15 protein-coding genes and 1 pseudogene are annotated in these 20,217 nt (G+C 58.4%); 1 reads left to right on the top strand and 15 read right to left on the bottom strand.

The genetic code is table 11. The features are described from left to right. Nucleotides 1–137: 137 nt before the first annotated feature. The 3 genes and pseudogenes from A9K65_RS30565 to A9K65_RS30550 form a co-directional block, all read right to left on the bottom strand. Nucleotides 138–1,382, bottom strand: a pseudogene (locus A9K65_RS30565) (HipA domain-containing protein). Then, complete coding sequence (locus A9K65_RS30560; protein ID WP_013533370.1) at nucleotides 1,375–1,710, bottom strand: helix-turn-helix transcriptional regulator; 336 nt, start codon at nucleotides 1,708–1,710, stop codon at nucleotides 1,375–1,377. The pseudogene A9K65_RS30565 and the gene A9K65_RS30560 overlap by 8 nt, the downstream one beginning before the upstream one ends. Before the next feature lie 589 nt (nucleotides 1,711–2,299). After that, on the bottom strand, nucleotides 2,300–3,208 hold the full coding sequence (locus A9K65_RS30550; protein WP_064993336.1) for a hypothetical protein: 909 nt from the start codon (nucleotides 3,206–3,208) through the stop codon (nucleotides 2,300–2,302). A gap of 1,925 nt (nucleotides 3,209–5,133) precedes the next feature. On the opposite strand from A9K65_RS30550, the gene A9K65_RS30545 reads away from it, so the two are divergent. Beyond that, a complete protein-coding gene (locus A9K65_RS30545; RefSeq protein WP_064993335.1) occupies nucleotides 5,134–5,877 on the top strand; it encodes a class I SAM-dependent methyltransferase in 744 nt (247 codons plus the stop codon). 471 nt (nucleotides 5,878–6,348) lie between these two features. Here the strand turns inward: A9K65_RS30545 and A9K65_RS30540 are convergent, their stop codons facing one another. The 12 genes from A9K65_RS30540 to alr form a co-directional block, all read right to left on the bottom strand. Next, a complete protein-coding gene (locus A9K65_RS30540; protein WP_064993334.1) occupies nucleotides 6,349–7,776 on the bottom strand; it encodes a hypothetical protein in 1,428 nt (475 codons plus the stop codon). Between the two features lie 427 nt (nucleotides 7,777–8,203). Further along, nucleotides 8,204–9,235, bottom strand: coding sequence for a class I SAM-dependent methyltransferase (locus A9K65_RS30535; protein WP_064993333.1), 1,032 nt, complete (start codon nucleotides 9,233–9,235; stop codon nucleotides 8,204–8,206). 649 nt (nucleotides 9,236–9,884) lie between these two features. Continuing rightward, a complete protein-coding gene (locus tag A9K65_RS30530) occupies nucleotides 9,885–10,766 on the bottom strand; it encodes a 50S ribosomal protein L11 methyltransferase (RefSeq protein ID WP_064993332.1) in 882 nt (293 codons plus the stop codon). A gap of 469 nt (nucleotides 10,767–11,235) precedes the next feature. After that, nucleotides 11,236–12,039: an arginine deiminase family protein gene (locus tag A9K65_RS30525; RefSeq protein WP_064993331.1), complete on the bottom strand. Its 804-nt coding sequence runs from the start codon at nucleotides 12,037–12,039 to the stop codon at nucleotides 11,236–11,238. A gap of 15 nt (nucleotides 12,040–12,054) precedes the next feature. Then, nucleotides 12,055–13,041 carry an arginine deiminase-related protein gene (locus tag A9K65_RS30520; protein WP_064993330.1) on the bottom strand — a complete coding sequence of 329 codons (987 nt, stop codon included), beginning with the start codon at nucleotides 13,039–13,041 and terminating at the stop codon, nucleotides 12,055–12,057. Then, on the bottom strand, nucleotides 13,038–14,111 hold the full coding sequence (locus A9K65_RS30515) for an ornithine cyclodeaminase (RefSeq protein ID WP_064993329.1): 1,074 nt from the start codon (nucleotides 14,109–14,111) through the stop codon (nucleotides 13,038–13,040). Before A9K65_RS30515 ends, A9K65_RS30520 begins: the two co-directional genes overlap by 4 nt. 3 nt (nucleotides 14,112–14,114) lie before the next feature. After that, on the bottom strand, nucleotides 14,115–15,035 hold the full coding sequence (gene rocF / locus A9K65_RS30510) for an arginase (RefSeq protein ID WP_064993328.1): 921 nt from the start codon (nucleotides 15,033–15,035) through the stop codon (nucleotides 14,115–14,117). Nucleotides 15,036–15,079: 44 nt separating this feature from the next. Beyond that, a complete protein-coding gene (locus A9K65_RS30505) occupies nucleotides 15,080–15,886 on the bottom strand; it encodes an ABC transporter permease (RefSeq protein WP_064993358.1) in 807 nt (268 codons plus the stop codon). Continuing rightward, the gene (locus A9K65_RS30500) at nucleotides 15,886–16,599 is read right to left on the bottom strand and encodes an ABC transporter permease (RefSeq protein ID WP_198327675.1); all 714 of its coding nucleotides are present in this window, start codon (nucleotides 16,597–16,599) and stop codon (nucleotides 15,886–15,888) included. Before A9K65_RS30500 ends, A9K65_RS30505 begins: the two co-directional genes overlap by 1 nt. 173 nt (nucleotides 16,600–16,772) lie before the next feature. Next, a complete protein-coding gene (locus A9K65_RS30495; protein WP_064993327.1) occupies nucleotides 16,773–17,555 on the bottom strand; it encodes a transporter substrate-binding domain-containing protein in 783 nt (260 codons plus the stop codon). Between the two features lie 44 nt (nucleotides 17,556–17,599). After that, on the bottom strand, nucleotides 17,600–18,412 hold the full coding sequence (locus A9K65_RS30490) for an ABC transporter ATP-binding protein (RefSeq protein WP_064993326.1): 813 nt from the start codon (nucleotides 18,410–18,412) through the stop codon (nucleotides 17,600–17,602). A gap of 100 nt (nucleotides 18,413–18,512) precedes the next feature. Further along, nucleotides 18,513–19,703 carry an alanine racemase gene (gene alr / locus A9K65_RS30485; protein WP_224655959.1) on the bottom strand — a complete coding sequence of 397 codons (1,191 nt, stop codon included), beginning with the start codon at nucleotides 19,701–19,703 and terminating at the stop codon, nucleotides 18,513–18,515. Nucleotides 19,704–20,217 lie beyond the last annotated feature (514 nt).

Genomic DNA, 20,217 nt, shown 5'->3' with positions numbered 1-20,217 from the left:
CGCGCCATATGCAGCCCCTGGCGTCTGCAACACTTCGCGAATCCCGGCGTCCTCGATCTCCGAGACGTCGAGGTCGACGGTCGCGCCCGCGACAGGGCTGAATGTTGGCGGATCGAAATTGTGGAGGAAGGTCCTCGTCATAGCGCCAGCGCCAGCTTGGGATCGTCATGCTCGAAAGCGCTGGCCATTCGGCTGATTTCCGCCGATCGAGCGCCGACCGCCTTGGCTGTATCGCGCCAGGTCGCTGTCACGGTCGCGACCTCTTTGATAATCGCGCGGGCCTGCGGCAGGGTGAGCGCGAAAAATATCGACGCGTTCAAGCAGATCGAGCGAACAGGTGCCCTCATCGAGATCGATGTTCGTCGTCAGCACCCGGGCCTTGAGATCTGTCGGGACGGGATTGAGGTCGTATGCCGGCGAGAGAGACCACCCCGCCTTTCCCAGCCATAGGAAACCGTGATTGCGGAGGTGGTCGTCGACATTGGAAACCAGCACATTGAAGACGACCCGCCGATAGAGGGCATGCGCGTCCGTCTTCCCCTGGGCGCCGTGTTGAGCAAGGGCATCGACGATCTCCGGATAGCTGCCGCGCTCACCGTCCTTGGCGCCCATCATCGCCATCGCCGACAGGAACGGGATGCGGCTCGCACCGTCACGATCGAAGCGTCGCGACAACATGACTGGCTTGCCGGCGACCTCGATCAGCTCGTGTTGAGGCGTGGCAATACCTGCCTGGCCGGCCAGCCGCAGCGCGATCTGTTCCCAGGTCTCCATACTGTAGTCGTCGGTCTCCTTCGGGAATTTCGCTATGGAGAGGTGACCATGTTGGTCGATAACCGAGGCCTTCGGTCGGGCACCGCCCAGGGAGGAGCCTGGGGCAAAGATGAGCTGCAAGTCTTCATCCGTTTCCTCGTCTCGGAGGATCGTTCGGTGATCTGGAGCAAACGGCCAAGCTCGATTAAAGCAGGAACGCCCGTGCGGATCGGCGCTTGGAAAATCTCTTCGCCGACCCAGCGGAAGCGGAGGGCGCCAAGTCGCGTCTCGTCGGCGACGCTGAGCAGGTAGTCGCTTTCTACAAGCGTGCGAACCGCGCGGCCTTCTTGGTCGGCGAGGCGGCGTTCGGCGCGCTGCATGAGGCGCCGGCCCCAGGTATCCGGCGCTGAGTCGCCGATGGAGCCGAAAGTCACAAGACCTGCAGGGGGGGCGAAGGCTCCGCGGGTCAAAGCAAGAGCTGGCTCTAGCGAGAAGCGGTCCGGATCCTCAAGCCATGCTCCGTCATACTCGAAGAGGATGGTCTCGGTTCCCCGGACGCGATTGCTCCTCGCCAGTCCGATCGGGCGTGTGCGGCCGTCCAAATCGATATGGACCTCGAAGTCAGCCATCGCGCGACGATCCGGTTGGCCGCTGGAGGTGGACATGCTTGGGCAGGTCGGCACTGGCGAGCGCCTGACCGACGCTGTCGTTGCTGATGTCGGCGACCTGGCCCAGGCCCTCAAGGAGGCCGAGGGCCTGCAGGACGCCGGCATAGATGCCGACGCTGACGTTGGTGTCCCCGGCTTCGACCCTTTGCAGAGTCGAGCGAGAAGTGAAGGCGCGCTCGGCTACCACCGCCATCGGCAGCCGTCGGCGTCGACGGGCATCATGAATGTCAGCCCCAAGCTTGCGCAGCACGCGCCGCACCGCAGCCGGAGGGTTGTGTGGAGTGGGCATTATGTCACCTTCGCGCTACAGATTGGTCCGTTATGTAGCACGAAGACTACAATTCATCTAGCCCTTGAAGCCTCATCTCAATGGAGAACGAAGTTCTATTACCGCCGTCGTGACGGCATCGACGGGACCCCCCAGTCGTCGGCGATCGCGGCGAGCGTGGTCATCACGTCATCGAAGCTCGTTCGGACGACCTGAGTGAAAGGAGCGTCTGTCTCCGTCACTATGCGGTCGATCTGGGCAAGTGCAGGCGAGAGAGCGGCCGCGATGCGAACGGGTCATCTCGGCATGACGGAGAAATAGCATAGCATCGGCGCACATCGAGCCTCGCTTTTGCTTCGGGTGAACCAGTGAAGCACGACCGTGCCGCGATGCTGTGGGAGATACGACCGTGCCGCGATGCTGTGGGAGATATTGTTCGTGCAGGTGCGGCCGCTGCCCGCCTTAAAAACTGTCAAGAAAGGTGGCGAGCGCCCAGACCCGTATCAGGATCCACTAAGGCTCGGGTATTCAGGCTCCGCGCCTCCGACGCGACCATGCTCTGAAGCCGCACCTCCAAGATAATAGGTTTTCCTTCGCCGGATGGAGGCGGTCAGAAATCCAACGCTTTGGCCAGCATCGGTTCAAGAACCAGATCCGGCCGACCTCCCTTTTCGCGAAGCTCCATTGCCCTTATGATCTTCGTGCCTTCATGGCTGTGCTTCCAGTCCCGAGACGCTTCGGCCGCGACGACGAGGTAGTCGGTCTGGCCGCAGACGGTTTCCTTCCAATCACCGCCGCGTTCGCAAATCATCTCAGCGATTACCTTTCGCGGGCCAATGGCGAATTTTCCCGTGAGGACGAACATCCGACTCGGAATTACGAGCCGGCTTGCATCCTCCAAGGCGCCGTCAATGACACCCACATTGCCGAAGGTAGGCAGCCCCGTATCTGTCGCGCTGTCGCCGACAAGATGGGCAATCCACCCGCATATGTCTTCTGCCTCCTCGGCGGTTATGCGACGGTCAGAAATAGACCTTCTGGCAGTTTCTCCGAGAGACGCCACGCGGCTGTCTCTCTGCAGGACCACACTCGAGTCCAACCTGGACAGCAGTCTTTCGACCTCTGCGGGCGTGATGGAGTTGTCGCAGGCGATACCGGCACAGAACCCGTAGAACTCGTTGACTTCGTCCTTCTCGTCAGCGGCGATAAACTCCCGCGAGCGTATGCCGACTATTGTTTCAAGGATGGCGTAGATCTCTTCGGGCGCGTTACCCCACACATCCAGATCGCGAATGAGCTCGGCAGCATCGTCGTCGTGAAGAAGGGACAGGAACTGCTCAGCTTCGACCCTGAGTGGCGGCATCTCCGCGCTCTCGACCCGCTCGCTGGCCATCACGCCCTTCAAGAACCCGAGCCAGTACCCCAACGCCTTCCGGTGATTTGCCTGCGCATGGATTCTACCGAGCGCGGCCCCTTCGTGTTCGAGTTTACCGCCCCTTCCGCGGAACACTTCAACCATTGTCGCCCCCTCGACTCTTGGTTTCGATCTTAGCAGACATCAGAACACTCATCTATCCGCCGACCAGACAACGCGTGCCTAAACCGGAAGGCCTATCCCGTTAGCTCCCTGCTTTCGAGATGGTAGGGCCAGGTTGCCACCCCAGGAACGGCGTTTCGGCCGAGCGGTCGACCAAAGAAGACGCTCTGGACTCACCAAGGATCAGGCGCCTGAACCCGCTGCCTCCGACGCGCTCTGTCTCTCGCCCAGCCGTGCTCGTCCGCAAGGGACGCTCCGCTCAAGCCCTTGCGGACTGCGCGCGCCTGCGCATGGCGGGACGCGCGACGGCGGCTCCGGAGATCAGGCTTGGTTCCAGACCGCTTCGTGCGGGGAGCTAAAGCTCGAGATCGCCCTTTCGCCTACTGTGCCGACACCGTTCTGTCCCTGGCGCTGCCGTGCTCTTTGATTAAATCTGCCGAATTCTCGCGTATCCTGCGGCCGCGCATGTGAGCACAAGGTGGCGCCGGCGCTTCGACGAGCCACCCCACAAAAACCAGCGTCGGGATGGCGACCGAAATGCTGAGGCAAGAGACCGCCACTCCAGAATGAAAAGTTCGTCATGCATTCCCATGCCGTTATTGCGTCCCTGCCAGTCGCCGGGGCCGACCGTACTGTCCTTATCGAGGCCGCCAACACCGCGCTCGAAAGAGCCATAAGCGCATTGAGCCCGCCAACGAGAAGCTGACTCGCACCCTTTGGGATGCCGAGTCCTATATCCATAATGAAATCACCGCAGACATGTTGCCGATTTCACGGGACGACGCTGCGTACTTCGTGGACGTGTTCCTGATGCATCATGTCATTGGATTGGCTGTCGCAGCAGACGAAGAGGCCGCTGATATCCCGGCCGTGACCTCGCCGGAGGTGGCTGGACCTGCCTGCTGCAATCTCGCGGGCAGCGCAATCAATACAGCGGTCTATTGTAGCAGACGCTTTATGAAGGCGAACCTCGACGATCTCGTGCGGCGCTGCGCCGGCCCGACCCGCCGATTCAAGCGGAGTGGTGCTGAGGTTGCAGGAAAATGCCCCCCGCAGGACTCCTGGAGGGCAGGCACGGGCTGGGTGCCGTGCTCGTGGGCTGGAGGCGCGTCACAGCGGCGCAGGCCCCGCACCCGGAGGGCGTCATGACGATGACGGAGGCCGCCCCCCTTCCTTGGAGTCCATCACTACACCCTGAGATTCCTGGTGGATTCGGGATACGTCGAAACGACCTCGTGAGAGGGAAACTGGGCGCAAGAACACTCGGGCCGAATTCACTACGGCCGTGGCAGCACGGCCGCTCCAGAACGATTTCGTCCAAGCCAGGAACGGGCCAGGAGACTGGGACGCGGTTCGAGTCCTTGCCCCCGGCTCTCGGAAGCAGGATTTAACCCTGCGATCCGCACCTCGATGGGGAACAGTCGCAAAGTGCAACCGAAGCTTTTGAGCAAGTGCTCACGGCTGAAATCGGAATCCGCCGGGGACTATGGATGTATCTTCGGCACGGCGACTTCAAAGGAACCGCCTCGTTATGGGCCAAAACGTTTGTGATGACGTAAAGGTCAGGCCAGAGTTGCCACTCCCCGCACGCGGTGTCCCTCAGAGGCGCCTTTCGCGACCAGAATCGTCTGATCTTTTGTCGGAACCCTGACAAAGCCGTGTCGTTGCAAACAGACAGAAGCGGAGACTAAGAGCCAATATAGTGAACTAAACCGACTCTTTGAATTGGCTTGGCTCTTGCATTTTGAATCGGCGTTCATTCCGCAACGGAGCCGTTCGATGTCCGGAGCCCGACCAGAGCGACACCCTTCGACCATTTCCTGTTGCGGAACGAGCGGCGTTATTTCCGAGCCGATTGCATACGAAGTAATTGCTAAAATCTTTAAATCAATCTCACAGGAGGAGAAATGGCTGACGAATTCATCTACGACGAAAATTGGTCGGCAATGTATGAGCTACTTACATTGCTGCGAGGTAAGAATGATGAGGTCGGCGAGACTGTCGCCTTTCTTCAGCGATTTTCCAGCGGAGGGAGTGCTCTTGAACTCGGCATTGGCGACGGACGCGTGGCGGTGCCGTTGAGCGAGCGAGGCGTCAAGGTCGAAGGTATCGACAATTCGGACAGCATGTTGAACCTTCTCGCCAAGCGTACTGGCCTGATTAAGTTTTGGAAGGCAGATATTTCAAGATTTAGATCGGAGCACCGCTACAACTTGGTGTATTGCGTTTGGAATACATTCACGCAGGCCGTCACGCGCGAAGCGCAAATAGCTTGCCTCCGATCTGCCGTGGAGGCGTTAGATGATGGAGGGAATTTGGTGATAGATGTAGGCGTGCCGCCCTTGGATGGTTTCGTCAACGGCCAGAAAATTTCCACGCTCGTTGTGGATCATGAGAATACGATCATCGCTGCTGATGTGCACGATCCGCTAACCCAAAAATTGGTCTCAACCCTCCTCTGGTTTTCTGGTACGTCGGTCAAACGATTGCCCAATCGCGTTCGTTACGTCTATCATCAGGAACTCGATACCATGGCCGAATGCGTAGGGCTCAAGCTGGCGGAGCGTTGGGGAGATTGGGCAGGAGGTGCGTTCACCGAACAGTCCAAACGTCATATCTCTGTTTACCGCCGAGCGACGACCGGTCTATAAAATGAGTTATCTCCAACTAATGTAAGGCAACCCCCCCCCGGGCGGGTGATAAAGCCTGGCAGAGCCTCATTGAAACGACCGTGAGGTTGATGTGAGCGGAACAAGCGAGCTTGGCGGCATAAGAGTCTATGATCGGTTCTACCTATTCGCAATATGGTCTGTAGGAGTCAGCAGCGCGAAGCGCGAACGTGCATCAGCGAACAAGCGCGGCTCACGAACTCCGATGCCTTAACAACTCGATCGCGCGCCGAACGACCTCGCTGGCTTCCTGCAAGCACTTGACCACCTGACGCCGAAGGCCACTTCGATCGGAAAGTGCTGTCAGCATAATTCGGCCGTCGGCAATCGCCAATGCGCACGCATGGCTCGCACAGGTCTTCAAAGCGCATCGGCGATGGAAGGCCCAACAGCGATGTCCATGCCTTCAGTGAAATGACCAAATCTGAACGGCGTCAGCTTCGCGCTCACAGATCAACGGGAGGGTCCAATTACATCCTGTTCTGGCTGCTGAGCGCCAGCGAGCCAAATGGGGCGATCCTCCAATGCTGTTTCCTTTGCAAGCCGTTTGCACAACGTTTGCCAGAGGGGATCGCCGGCGAATGCTGGCAAGCTGCCCCATGCCTCCCTCAAAGGTATCTCGCCATAGCAGTCGATTAACCGCCCAAAATCGCAGCCAAGCTGGGTCATAAGACTGAACGGATCGATTCGACCCGGCGAGATCGTGCGATGCCCCCACAGACTCGGCTCTTGGTCAGACCCCAGCGAGACGGACAAGCTACTATTTGCAGGTGACGGAAACTCAGAGAGAGTAGACAGCAAGGCATAGCGCATAATCGGATAGTAAACGATCTGGCGACTGCCGCCGAGCACCCGCACTCCAGGGAGTATCGATGTTACAAAGAATGACAGGAGCATACTGGGTATGATTTCATGCTCGTTCAACGATTGGAGAAGCGCGTCAGGTGCGCACTGTACAGAGAAGGTCCCGCTTTCGTTCAAAAACAGGCCATCGCGCAGCCGCAGGGGAAATATGCGCCCCCCTAAAAAATGCCAAAAGAAGTCGGTTGTCGTCTTTGCCCAGCCGGCCCATTGGCCGCAATCAAACGACACGAAATGATTGAGCAGCCTCTTCGCAAAAGAGCTTGGTCCAAACAGCGTTGACGAAAGCCACGATGACGGGTCGCGAAGATGCTGGGCGACTAGGTCGCCCACGTCCAAATCATCGAACTGCAACAACTGTAGATCCGATGCGAAGAAACGGCGCCAGAGGCTCTGATTGGCTGTCTTGATAGCATCGGCGGCCGAGAGAAACTCATCATCGGGCAGGGCTCTTTTCAATTGCGCGGCCAGTTGGCTCGCGATCCTCGTCTGTTTGGCGCTCGTCAGAGCAAAGCGCTGCGGCGCATGACGTCCGCAAACACTGAGTCGACCCATTTTTCTGTTTGACAGCCCGAAGAGATTGAAGTGCTGACCTCCAAGCCGCAGCCAACCGGGGCCTTTCTTGTCGCTTTCTTGGAATTTTACAGTTGAACTCGAATGAGTCACATACCAGCTGTCTTTATGGGAGCGCAGCCCCATGGCACTAAAGATATGCGTGTAGAACGCATCGGGTTCAAAAGCCAGGTAACAGTGTGGGCCGGTCTGAATGACCGGTCGGCTTCGAAGCTGTGCACCGAGTTTTTCAATCTGCTGATGCCCATAGCCCAGACGAGAGGCACAATCTGCAAGTCGTAACTCCATCTGCTCTAGAGCATGCATACGGACAGGATCGGCGGCGGCGGGCTTAGCGTCATAAGCGGCATGCGCATACGCACGTGTCGGAAGCGTCGAGTAACGCGAGATGTGTGGCATAAGCCAAACCAATGCTTCAGCGACGGGTTTTGGAGATGGCGATTTCATAACACGTCATCCGGTGGGCTGTTGGGCTACCGTTTTGCTTGGTGGACAGATGAGAATACCGACTGTCCAAACCACGACGATGACAACTCCGAAATACGGGAGCCCGGCCGAGGGCAACAGCGTATCGCCGGCAAGTGCAGTCAAACCATACACAACCAATCCAAACCCCGTTGCAAGGGTTTGGATGCGCGCTGGCCGATCGACGGGAACCGCAATAAAGCCGACTGCGCCGCTGGTAACAATTGGATCATCCTTCCCGACAAAGTAATGAGGTGACTGTCTGTACGCTGTTGGTTTCAAGAAGCGCGAGCCATGTCGCGGACATGAAATACGAGTACCTGCCGATATTGGAGGCAAGCCACTGGCCAAGAATGTACTGGTCGTAACAATGGCATTTTAGGACGCGTTGGTCGTTGGCCGGCTTCGCTCAGCTTCCGGACGCTGCCAGGCGGCGGAACGGCGGGGGTTCGAAGGCCAATCCCGGCAGCGAAGCCGGGGTTTCTGTATAGACGTATTCATTTGGAATGCAGGGTGGGGCCATCGCCGAAATTACACGCCGAAGATTGTCCGCGTTGTTGCTAGCGGCAAGTGTGTAGAAATTGCCAGAATTCCATGTCACGCATCCGTATTTGAAGTGCGCGGCCACCGACTCTGACATTTCAGATAGCGTCGTCTCATTGAGGTTCATTTGCTTAAGAATGGATTCAGTTTTCTTTTTGATATCATCCTGAGTGAAGAAGCGCGCTTTATATCCGTAGTCTTTCTGGAGCTCCCGGCTCAAGTATGAGATGTCGTCGTCTTGCCGAAATTTTTCGAAGAAGAAGAATATCCCACCGTCTTTCAAGTGACGTTTCACAAAGCCAATCTGCGCCTTTCGATTGGGCGAATACATTTGAAATGTGGTGTCCTCCAAGATGATGTCGAATCCGTCGGCAAAGTGCCTGAGCGCCAACGTCCCAACCATTCGGCTCCGGGTCAAGTGATGAAATGGGCCGAGGAAGAATGTTGCATGCGCGGGCCGTCCGTGCAGAAAGAAGCTTTCCTCGTTTTCCTTATTGGGACTGCATGAAAGGGTCTGAATCTTGCCGTTACCCAGCTGGGCAAGCGTTCGAGCGAGTGTGCCTTCGGCGGCCCCCAGCAGATAGAACCGAGCCGGGAGGGTCTCATCCGCGATAGCGTCTGCATATCGCAAGAAGGCATCGCCAACTCGAACCTCCTCCTCAAGACGATAAGGAATGCTGGCATGATAGTGAGGGTCGAAGCGGCCCCAGATCTGGCGATGCGCGCCGGTGAAGCTTTGCAGCGACGCATCCCCTTGGAAAAGGCGCGCATCAACGCTCGGAACTTTGATCGGGGCTCCTGATCGCCCTGCTGCGGTCGCCGAAAAGAAATCGGCCATTTCATTCAATCGTGGTGCCTTATCGCAGTCCTTGAAAAAGTCTCCCACCCGCTGTTCCATTCCGCTCTTCCCAAGTGAATTGTTCGACGCACAGCTCCGGTACTTCGCGCATGGCTCCGTCACTAGACGCATCCGAGGCAGGCCGGCTTCGCCATAGTTATATCACATCACAATAAGTACTAATGTAAAAGTTAAGCTAAAATCAAATATAGGTCGCGACTTGGAAACAACACACTCTGGACATTAATTAACAATCTGCGCAAGGAGTGTTAGACTTAGTCCGCAGACCTCAAAATTGGATGTGCACATGAGTTACTCACGCGTTGACCGGTATCGCCTGGTCGAGCTTGCCGGTCCCGGGCAATGATCACGTTGTCGCCAACATGGGGTGATCGCTTTGATCTCCCGCGTCAGCATCCTCCGCGTTGAAGCACTGATTGAGCTCGACACCGGAGAAGCGACCGGCGCCTGCATCGCCGACAATCCCAGCATGTTGACCCGTTATCAGCATGCGACCCAAACAGGCGGAGCGGTAGCCGAGTCTGCCCGGTAAAAGGTCCGGTCAGAGGTCGTATATTCAATACTGGATCGTGATGGCCTGTGCTCACGGGGGATCAGGTAACGTTAGCATCACCAGCCCCCCTGCAGCCGCCCTGTCAGCAGAACCTTCACACATGAACCAAGAGCCGCTTGTCGCTTGCCCTGAACTTCATGTCGAAACCAAATCGATCGACCCAGATTTATCGCCTCTCAAATAATATCTCCGCCCAGATTCGACCGGCATAGGTACTCGTAGAGGGTGAAAAGCCGTTCGCCAATGACTCTTCCGCTCCCTAGAAGAGATGAGAAATTTCCCAAATTGGGCGACAAAATATGAGGTCATTCCATGGCAGAGGCCAGAACTGTGAACGGTAACTTGGTGTTCTACCGGGTCCAGAGCGCTTGGGTCTAGATAATCATAGCTCCTGAAAAGCACGGTTGGCGAGAGACATACCGGATCGTGTAGCGTCTGGATCACCGAGAAATATGAACGTTCAGCAAACAGGTTAAATCCCGAAAGATCAAATCCGCATTGGTTAAAGACGGAATTTTCCTCAAAGGCTTGCACGTCGGTGCAGAGGAACCCGAATTGCTGAATCCGATATGGCATCACTACTGTAGCAGGACTGGCGATTTGGCGGATGTCTTCCGCTATCGATTCATATCCCTCACCAACTACCCCAGAATCCAATGTTTCCGTAAAAATTATGTCAGGCGCCGAAGGAAGGTCGCCGTCCAGAATTGCTTGCCTTGAGGACTTTGCAATCACCGCGATGCGATCCTGCAAATCGTTGTTCCGGATAATCTCCCGCGCCGCCTCAGCAATTCGCTCATCCATCTCGCATGTGAATACCTTTCGGGCGCCATGCCTGGCGAAGAGCATCGCCGGAAGGCCAGCCCCGGTCCCGATTTCCACGACGGTCTTTCCTCTGAGATTACAGGATGCAATGGCCGCCTCTATTGCTGCATTTCGTGCGGAGTCGCGCATCATTCTGAAATGCCAGTTGGGAACCTGGGAATCTGCGTGAGCGCGGGATGGGATTTCGTGCATTTTTAATACCCTCTAAACCCCTATGGTGGGTGAATAAAAGCCAACGATCTCATCGCGAACAGCGATCGAGGGCGTCGCGCGCATTGTAGGGCTGCCTGTCAATCCTCTGAGACGAGCGAATGAGTGTTGCAGCTTGCGAAGGGGAAGCAGCAAGAATGGTGCCAAGGCACGCAAGCGCTAGAGACCCGGCCTGCCAATTCCGTCGCCTACAAAGAGTGCGTGAGTCTGCACCAGTTTTGGGAATGCGCCGGGTACCTGAACTCAGTGCCGATTTGTCGAATCCCCGACACGGTCATCTTTCGGCCTGAGTTCCTTAGCTGGTAGTCGCCCCGAGCCTCGAGCGTGTCGCCGAATACTCCGTCGCTTTACCCGGAGAGAAAGCGTGGCGGCGCGACAATCACGATCGAGGGGAAAGCACGAGTTCTGTTTGTCGTCTAGACGTCTGGGGTAACAAGGGGGGTTGAATGACCTACCTGCAATCCCGGTACCAGCGCAGCGACATACAGGAAAGCCCGGCATCGATCCTCTCGATCTCGGCGGTCTTCAGAGGCACGACCTTGTAACTCGCCTTTTCGAGCATCTCAATCGTGCGCGGGTAGCCCGCGCTGACCATGACGATGTCGTTGACGCGCAGCACGTTCGCCGCAGGCTCTTCGCCTTCCGGGACGATGAACTGGCGGAATTCCTTGAATACGGAAGCCTTCGCGAGGGCAGCGGTCGAAATCACGGTTTCATCGTCGAGCAGCGAGGAGGCCGTCTTGAAATGCAGAACGCCTTTCGGAGTCTCGGCAATCTGGGCCTTCCCGCCGAGTTGCTCGATACAGGAGACAAGGGCCTCTGCCCCGGCCTTGTCGGTGCGATCGGAAAGGCCTATCAGGACGCTATTTGGGGTGTACATGATATCCCCGCCGTCCGCTTGTCCCGGGGTAGGGAGTTCTAGCACGGTGTCGAACATATCGCGCAGGATCGGCGCGATCTCCGCGGTCTCGGCGACCCGGCTTGGCGTGCCGGGACGGAGCAGGATGGCGCCCCCGGTGAAAACGAGCGCCGGGTCTTCGACAAACAGGGAGTCTGGAAAGGCCTCAAGAGACGGCAGGACGCTCACTTCGACACCTGCATGCCGCAAGGCCGCAACGTATGCGTCGTGCTCGCCCTTGACGCCTTCATAGGTAGGACCGCCCCGATCATCGGCGCGTAGGCCGTTGACGACCGAGATCGAGGGTTCGCGAACGATTGCCGAGTTGAACTGATAGACCGATCTGGTTTGCGACATTTCCAATCCTATTTGTCAGTAGTGTTTCGCTGTGCGGCTTGCTTGGGCGGTGAATGACGTCTGTGCGGGCTGCGCCCTGCGCTTCGACAGGTGAATCCCTGCAAGCATGCACCGGACCGATCCACCCGCGAGTTCGATTGTCGAGACATCGAACGGCAATAGTCGCGCGGACTGCTCGATTGCCGATATCTGCTTCGCCTGCAGCGCCGCATGTGCTCGCCCGGAAATGGCAACAATGCGACCATCCGTGCCCTCCAGTTCAATGGCATTGCCGGCGAAGTCTTCGATCTGCTCGATCGAAAGCTCCACGATCTGACGACCGGTTTCCTCCAACCTCGCGACGACTTCCCGCCGCCGCCAGGGATCAGGGATCGACTGCGCCCCTAACAACGCGAAATCGGTGCCGACGCACATCAGGACATTGGTGTGATAGACCGCCTTGCCGCTGCGATCGACTGCGTCAAAGATCATTGGCTCGAAATTGAAGTGCGTGCAGAACCGTTCGAGCGCAACCTCGTTTGCCCTGTTGGAACGCACCACGTAGGCGACACGGGCAATGTGGTCGAGCACCATCGCACCGGTCCCTTCGAGGAAGACCCCGTCCTTCTCGAGGCCGGAATAATCGATGACATCCTGAACCCGGTACTCAGCCTTGAGCATCTCGATGATGTCGGTCCGGCGCTCTTGCCTTCGATTCTCCGAGTACATCGGATAGATCGCGACATGCCCGCCAGAATGGGTCGAAAACCAGTTGTTCGGAAAGACGGAGTCGGGTGTTGCGGCCGACTCATCCTCATAGAGGTGGACAGTGATCCCGGCCTCAGCGAGGCCGTCCGCCATACGCGTGGCTTCTTGATATGCCAGAGCGACCAGATCATCCGGCTTCCGCGTTTCATCGCGCACCTGGAACGTATTGTCTGCCGCAGTGACCGGATTCGGCGTGAAGTGATGAGGGCGGATCATCACGACGGCCCTCGGCGCCTGCATGGATACTTTGCTCATCCCAATGCACCGCTCAGCCGCACTGGAGCCGGTTGGGCGGCGCGCAGGATCATGCCGTACAAGTCGCGGGGTTCATCCGGGTCGGCGAGGAGATCGAGTTCTTCGTAGAGTCCGGTGTCCTTGAGGCGGTCGCGCACATAGCGCAGGGCCGAAAAATCCTCGATCGCGAAGCCCACGGAATCGAACAAAGTGATTTGGCGCTCGTCGCGGCGGCCGGGCTCGTTGCCGGCGATCACCTGCCAGAGCTCGACCACCAAGTGCTCGGGCGCGAGCTGTTGGATTTCGCCTTCGATGCGGGTCTGTGGGGCGTATTCCACGAAGATGTCGGAGCGCAGAAGAATGTCGCGGTGCAGTTCGGTCTTGCCTGGACAGTCGCCGCCGACCGCGTTGATGTGGACGCCGGGGCCAACCATGTTGTCTGTAAGGATGGTGGCACACTGCTTGTCGGCGGTGACGGTGGTAATGATATCGGCGCCTTCCACGGCCTCCTGCGAGGAGGCGCAGGCGGTGATGTCCAGGCCGATGCCGGCGAGGTTCTTCGCGCAGCGGCGCGTGGCAGCAGGATCGACGTCGTAGAGGCGCAGTCGATCGACGCCGACGATGGCCTTGAAGGCGATCGCCTGGAACTCGGACTGTGCGCCGTTGCCGATGATCGCCATGGTGCGAACGCCCTTCGGCGCGAGATGCTTCGCCGCGACCGCCGACATGGCCGCGGTGCGGAGCGCGGTGAGGATGGTCATCTCCGTGAGCAGCATTGGATAGCCGCTTCCGACATCGGCCAGAACGCCGAAGGCGGTGACGGTCTGGCGGCCGGAGCGCGTGTTCTTGGGATGGCCGTTGACATATTTGAAGCCGTAGGTTTCGCCGTCGCTCGTCGGCATCAGCTCGATGACGCCGTCCACGCTGTGGGACGCCACACGCGGCGTCTTGTCGAACAGCTCCCAGCGGCCGAAGTCTTCCTCGATATAGCCGGCGAGGTCGGTCAGGAAGCGCTCCACGCCGATCGTCAGAACCAGCTTCATCATATTGTCCACGCTCACGAAGGGAACGATGTTTAGCTTCTCGGGCATGGTTCAGTGGTTCCTTGTCGGGCGGTCCATGATGCGGCGGCCCATTAGACTGGCGGTGAGGTCGACCATCAGGATCGCGGTGCGGCCGCGCTCGTCGAGGAAGGGGTTGAGCTCGACGAGATCGAGGCTGGTGACGAGGCCGGAATCGTGCAGCATCTCCATCACCAGATGCGCCTCGCGGAAGGTCGCCCCGCCCGGCACGGTCGTGCCCACGGCCGGGGCGATTGACGGGTCTAGGAAATCGACGTCCAGGCTGACATGAAGCATGCCGTCCTCAGCCAGGATGCGCTGGAGAAAAGCGCGTAGCAGAGGAGCGATCCCGTGCTCGTCGATCATGCGCATGTCGTGGACTGTCACCCCGGCGAGTTTCAGCGCCTCACGCTCGGCCGGATCGACGCTGCGCACACCAAGCGTGCAGATGCGCGCCGGATCGACCGCAGCTGGCAGGTCTGGGAAATAGCCGTGAAAGCCTTTTTGCCCGCTGGCGTAGGCGAGCGGGACGCCGTGCAAGTTGCCGCTGACCGTAGTGTCGAGCGTGTGAAAGTCCGGGTGGGCATCCAGCCAAAGCACGAAGAGCGGCCGGCCCAACTCCTTGGCACGACGGGCAACTCCGGACAGCGTGCCGGCAGAGATACTGTGATCGCCGCCGAGAAAGATCGGCATTGCTTCTCGGCTCGCCGCATAGGCAGCTTCGGCGATCGCTCCGGTCCACGCCGAGACCTGCGGCAGCGCCTTCAGGCCGAGGTTCTCATGCGCCACGGGCGGAAGCGGTCCGGGCGCGACCGCCCCTGCGTCCTCCACTTCATGGCCGAGTTCCGTCAGCGCCTGCGCGAGTCCCGCGGCGCGCAACGCGCTCGGTCCCATATCACAGCCCATGCGTCCGGCCCCGTCCTGGACCGCCGCGCCAACGATCCTACACAGCATGTCGCCGCTCCCTATTGCTGCTGGCAGCGCGCTGGTTCGGCGCGTCACCCCACTCGAACCGGGATGCGAGCCTCGATACGGCTGAAAATCCATACGAGCAATCCCGTGAGAACCATGTATGTCAATGCAAGCAGAAGCAATGGCTCGTATATCACCAATGTATCCTGGCGAACGCGAGCTGAAACTGCATAAAGGTCGACAACCGTGATAGTAGCGACGAGCGGTGTCGATTTGAGTTGCATTACTGTTTCACCGGCCAACGTGGGCAACGCCTTGTGGATTGCCTGCGGCAACCAGACCCGGCGAAAAAGCTTCCAGCGGTTCATACCGAAAGCGCGTCCCGCCTCGAGCTGGCCGCTCGGCACGCCGGCAAAAGCACCGCGCATAACCTCGCCTACATAGCCTGCGAAGGACAGCGTTAGAGCCAGTACAGCGTATGGCCACGCCTGGCGAACGAGAGGCCAGATATCGGATTCGCGAATCCATGGATATTGCGGGAAGAGCGAGCCAAGCCCGTAATAGAGCAGCCAAATTTGCAGAAGCAACGGTGTGCCTCGAATGACGGTGCAGAAAGCTTTCGCTGGAAGACTGAGCCAACTAGGGCCCACTACTTGAGCGAGCCCAAGTGGCAATGCCAGAACGAAGCCGAAGACGCAGGTCACGATGAGGATCCAGATCGAACGCCATAAACCAGCAATCGCAAGCATGTAGTAGTCGGCCAACCAGTCCCAACGCATGAAGACGGCTGCTGCGGTGATCAAGACAAGGCCGATCACGATCAATACGACGCGGTGTGGCTCCAACCGTGCGAATGGGCGGCAGTTTGCCGCAACAGTCGTGAAATAGGCCATCAGCGGCTCTCCGCTATCGGCTGCCGGCCGCGCCTTGCCCAATGCTCGACCCGTCCGATGAGGACGTTGGAGATCAAAGTGAGCAGTAGATAAAGCACGCCAGCGGCCATGAAGAAGGTGAAATAGGCCTTTGTAGTGCCCGCAGCCTGCCGTGTTTCCAGAGTCAGTTCATTGAAGCCCACAACGGCCAGAAGTGCTGTGCCTTTGAACGCAACCAGCCAGAGATTTGCGAGACCCGGGATCGCGAAGGGCAGCATCGCCGGCAGAGTAATGCGTCGCATCAGCATCCTTGGGTTCATACCAAAGGCTCGCCCGGCCTCGATTTGGCCTTGCGGCACCGCGAGGATCGCGCCGCGCAGCACCTCCGTTGCGTACGCGCCCTGTACGAAGCCGAGCGCAACGATGCCTGCCATCGGCCCGCTGACGTCGATCCGTCCGTAACCGAGAGTTTCCAGGAGGCGGTTGATCAGGTCCGGAACCGCGAAATAGATAAGCAGAATTAGCACAAGTTCCGGTACCGCGCGGATGAGGGTGGTGTAGACTTGAAGCAAGTCGCGGCGCACAGGTCCGCCGTAAAGCTTGCCAAAAGCACCGCCAATGCCAATAACCAATCCCAAGGCGAATGCGCCGACACCGATCCCAATTGAATTAATGAATCCGCGAACCAGATTTCCGCCCCAGCCAGGCGGCGTAGGTGCAAGCAACTCGAACATGCTGGTCTGCGCCAGCGACAAAAAGACAGAATCGGTCAAGAACGCCTCCACCTTGAGGATTGACCCTCGCCAAGAGCCTGCCGTTCACTGGTGCGTGACGAAGGAGGCCGCCTGCCTCCGACTCAACAGGCAGAAGTATTTCGAGGGTCTACGTAACAGGAGAATTTCGTCTGTCATTCGCCGTAAATGTCGAATGAGAAGTACTTTTTCGTAATTTCATTGTACTTCCCGTTCGCGCGAATCCCCTTGATTGCGGCGTTTATCTTTTCCTTGAGCATGGTGTCTCCCTTGCGCAGACCCGCGCCCGCGCCCGGCGCGAAAATCTCGGGGTCATTGGCAACCTTGCCCTTTATCTCGCAGCAGGCCTTACCCTGGTCAGTCTTCATGAATTGATCAATGGTAAGCGGGCTAGCCAGAATGGCGTCGATCCTGCCGGCGACCAAGTCCTGGTTGGCCTCATCCTGTGTCTGGTACGTCTTCATCTCGGCCAAGCTGTCTTTGAAATGCTTGCTGGCATAGACCTCGGCATTGGTCGAGACCTGAATACCGAGGATCCTGCCCTTGAGGCCCTCAGGGGTAGGATCCACTGCAACGCCCTTGGGACCGGCAATCGTGTACCCGTTATCGCTATAGTACTTGTCGGAGAAATCGATCGTCTTCTTGCGCTTCTCTGTGATTGACATCGAACTCATGATGACATCGATTTTCTTTGACGTCAGGGAAGGAATGATCCCGTCCCAGGCGACCGGAGTGATGACACAATCGAGTTTTGCCTCGGCGCAGATCGCATCAATGATCTCAATTTCCCAGCCGACCCATTTTCCAGAGGCGTCCAGGGACGAGAATGGAGGGTAGGGCTCGGCCGCGATTCCGACCTTCACCTGTTCAGCTTGCGCCATCAAAGTAGATGCGCAGAAGATTGCCGCTGCGGCCGTCAATTTGGAAAGTATTCTCATTGTTTTCCCCTATAAGTCAGATGGTTTAGTCTGTTTTTCAGGCGCTAGCCCACTCTGCGGATGAATTGTTGAAGCCGCTCCGATTTCGGAGATCCGAAGATTGCGTCTGGTGGCCCTTCTTCCTCGACGCGGCCCTCGTGGAGAAATACCACGCGGGTCGCGACCTCGCGGGCAAATTTCATTTCATGCGTGACCAGGATCATGGTGCGACCTTCGCGGGCCAAATCGCCGATTACGCCCAGAACCTCACCGATGAGTTCGGGATCGAGTGATGAAGTCGGTTCGTCGAAGAGCATCACGCGTGGCTGGACCGCGAGAGCGCGCGCGATCGCGCCGCGCTGCTGCTGTCCGCCGGATAAAAATGCCGGGTATACGTGCCGTTTTTCCAGAAGCCCCACTCTCGCAAGCAGTTTCTCGGCTTCGATGATCGCCATTTCACGCTTGACGCCAAGCACATGGACCGGAACCTCGATCACATTTTCGATCAAGGTCATGTGGGTCCAGAGATTGAAGCTCTGAAAGACCATGCCGAGCCGGGAACGTACACGTTCAATCTGCTTTCGGTCCGCCGGGAGGGTGCTGCCATTTCCGTCAGGCTTGAGACGTATTTCCTCGCCGTTCACCCTGATAACGCCGCTGGTGGGGTTTTCCAGGCAGTTGATGCAGCGAAGTAAAGTGGATTTGCCGGAGCCGCTGCCCCCGATAATCGCCACCACATCGCCGTCGCGCGCAGATAGCGAGACCCCCTTCAACACATGAAGGGCGCCAAACTTCTTGTGCAAGTCCTCGACATGGATCGCCTCCGCGGCCGTGTCCGTCACCGCGTGGCGAGGAATTGCCATGATCGTGGCCGTCATTGCTGTGCGCCTGTATCGCCGAGCACAACATGAAAGGGCGAGACCAACAGCACTGTTCTGAGCGCCTTCATTTCGTTTCCTCTATTTCTGCGCCAATGTCTCAGACATAGACGCGCGGGATGTGGTCGCGGAGCTGGGCATAGAGACCGATGAGGTCCGTGCCCCATTGAGCGGCGACTTCCTCGTGAGTGATGGTCTGGTGCGCTTGCTGTCCGAGCAGGAGCACTTGGTCGCCAAATCTTGCATCAGGCACGTCCGTCAGATCGATGCGCAGGTGCTCGAGATGCGCGGGAGGGAGCAGGCGCGCGCGCTGCCCCCTCACCAGCGCCTCGGCCTGGGCTGGCACGTGACGCGGAAGGCCATCCCCCCACCCCATACCTAGGACGCCGATGGTCATTCCCGACCGAAAACCGGGTATGTCTGGTATAGGACCGAGAGAAGCGTCGATCCGCTTGACGGAAACGAGGCATGTCGAAATGGCCTTGAGCGCCGGCCGCAGGGTGACGGCCCGCATGGGTCGATCCGTCTCGGGAAGACCGATAAACAGGGCCCCGGGATCGACGGCATCGAGATCCATCGCGGGATGCCGAAGCACACCGGCAGTACTCGACATCATAATGATCGGGGGACGGGTGCCGGACGCCTCGGCATCCTGTAGAATCCGCTGCAGGCGGGAAAATTGCTCGCTAGCATCCGAAGTCACTGATGTGGGCAGCTCGCTGAGATGGGCGTAGAGCCCCTGTACTTCAACGTCGTTGCAGACGTGCGCGGCTGCGAGAAGCCGGCCTATCTCCTGCGGCGTGGCCCCAGCCCTGAAGAACCCGAGATCCGCCTTGACGAAAATACGGGTGACGCTCATGGCGGCGCGCCAGGACTCCAGCTCATTGAGGCTGGAAACGGTAACGGTGAGTCCGAGCGCTTCAATTGTTTTCGCCGATGTCGGTAGGGGACCGGGATAAAGCAAAACCGGGAGATCGATGCCCATTTCCCGGATGGCCATAGCATCGGGCAAGGTTGCGACAGCAAAGCCGTCAGCCCCCTCTGTTGCCAGTGTGCGGGCGACAGGTCCCGCTCCACAGCCATATCCATTGCGCTTTAAGCAGGCGAAAATCTTCACTGTCCGGGGAAGATGCCTACGCAGCTGACGGTAATTGTGCCTGATCGCGCCGAGGTCGATCTCGTAGCAGGCCTCCCGGGACGCCGCCTTTTTGCTCTGCACCGTCGCAATAGACGTTAACGCGCACATAGGTTCTGACGTTTTTCCCAACCGCTTTTTATTGCTTGTTTGCATGCGAAACGATGCGAGGAATCGCCAAAACCGTCAATTTATTAAGTTTTTGTGACACCCTATTAATTTTACTGATATGGCCACACACACGAGGCAGGCAAATGGCTGGATGACGCTCCGCGATGCAGGGCTGCTGCCTGGCAGGCCTGATCAGCAGCCTGCAAGCATCTTTGAGCGACGGCTTGCCGACACCTTGCTTGTTCCTCATTATGGACGCGGCGCTTCGGGCCCGCCTGGCCGGGTCATCCAGCCAGGCGGTGCTGTGGGCGATCAGAATGGACTGGGGGCTGCGCTAGGTGCTGGTGGTCGAGCTGGCTACGGGAGTGACAGCACCATTACAGGCGCGGGTTCACGACAGGGCTCAAGCAGCGCGGACTTGCCAATGTCGAGTTCGCGGTCTCCGACGGCCATCCGGCCCTCAGGGCGCGTTCAGGAAGTGCGGCCCCAACGGATAGCATGTGCACGACTTAGCCTAGCGCTGTGGTTCGCCAAGCGGAAAACCAAAAACTCGAAGCTT

The sequence above is a fragment of the Mesorhizobium sp. WSM1497 genome (assembly GCF_001672455.2).
In the GTDB taxonomy this organism is placed as follows: domain Bacteria; phylum Pseudomonadota; class Alphaproteobacteria; order Rhizobiales; family Rhizobiaceae; genus Mesorhizobium; species Mesorhizobium ciceri.
Note: the sequence above shows the minus strand (reverse complement) of the source record. Positions and strands in the feature narration are given on the sequence as shown.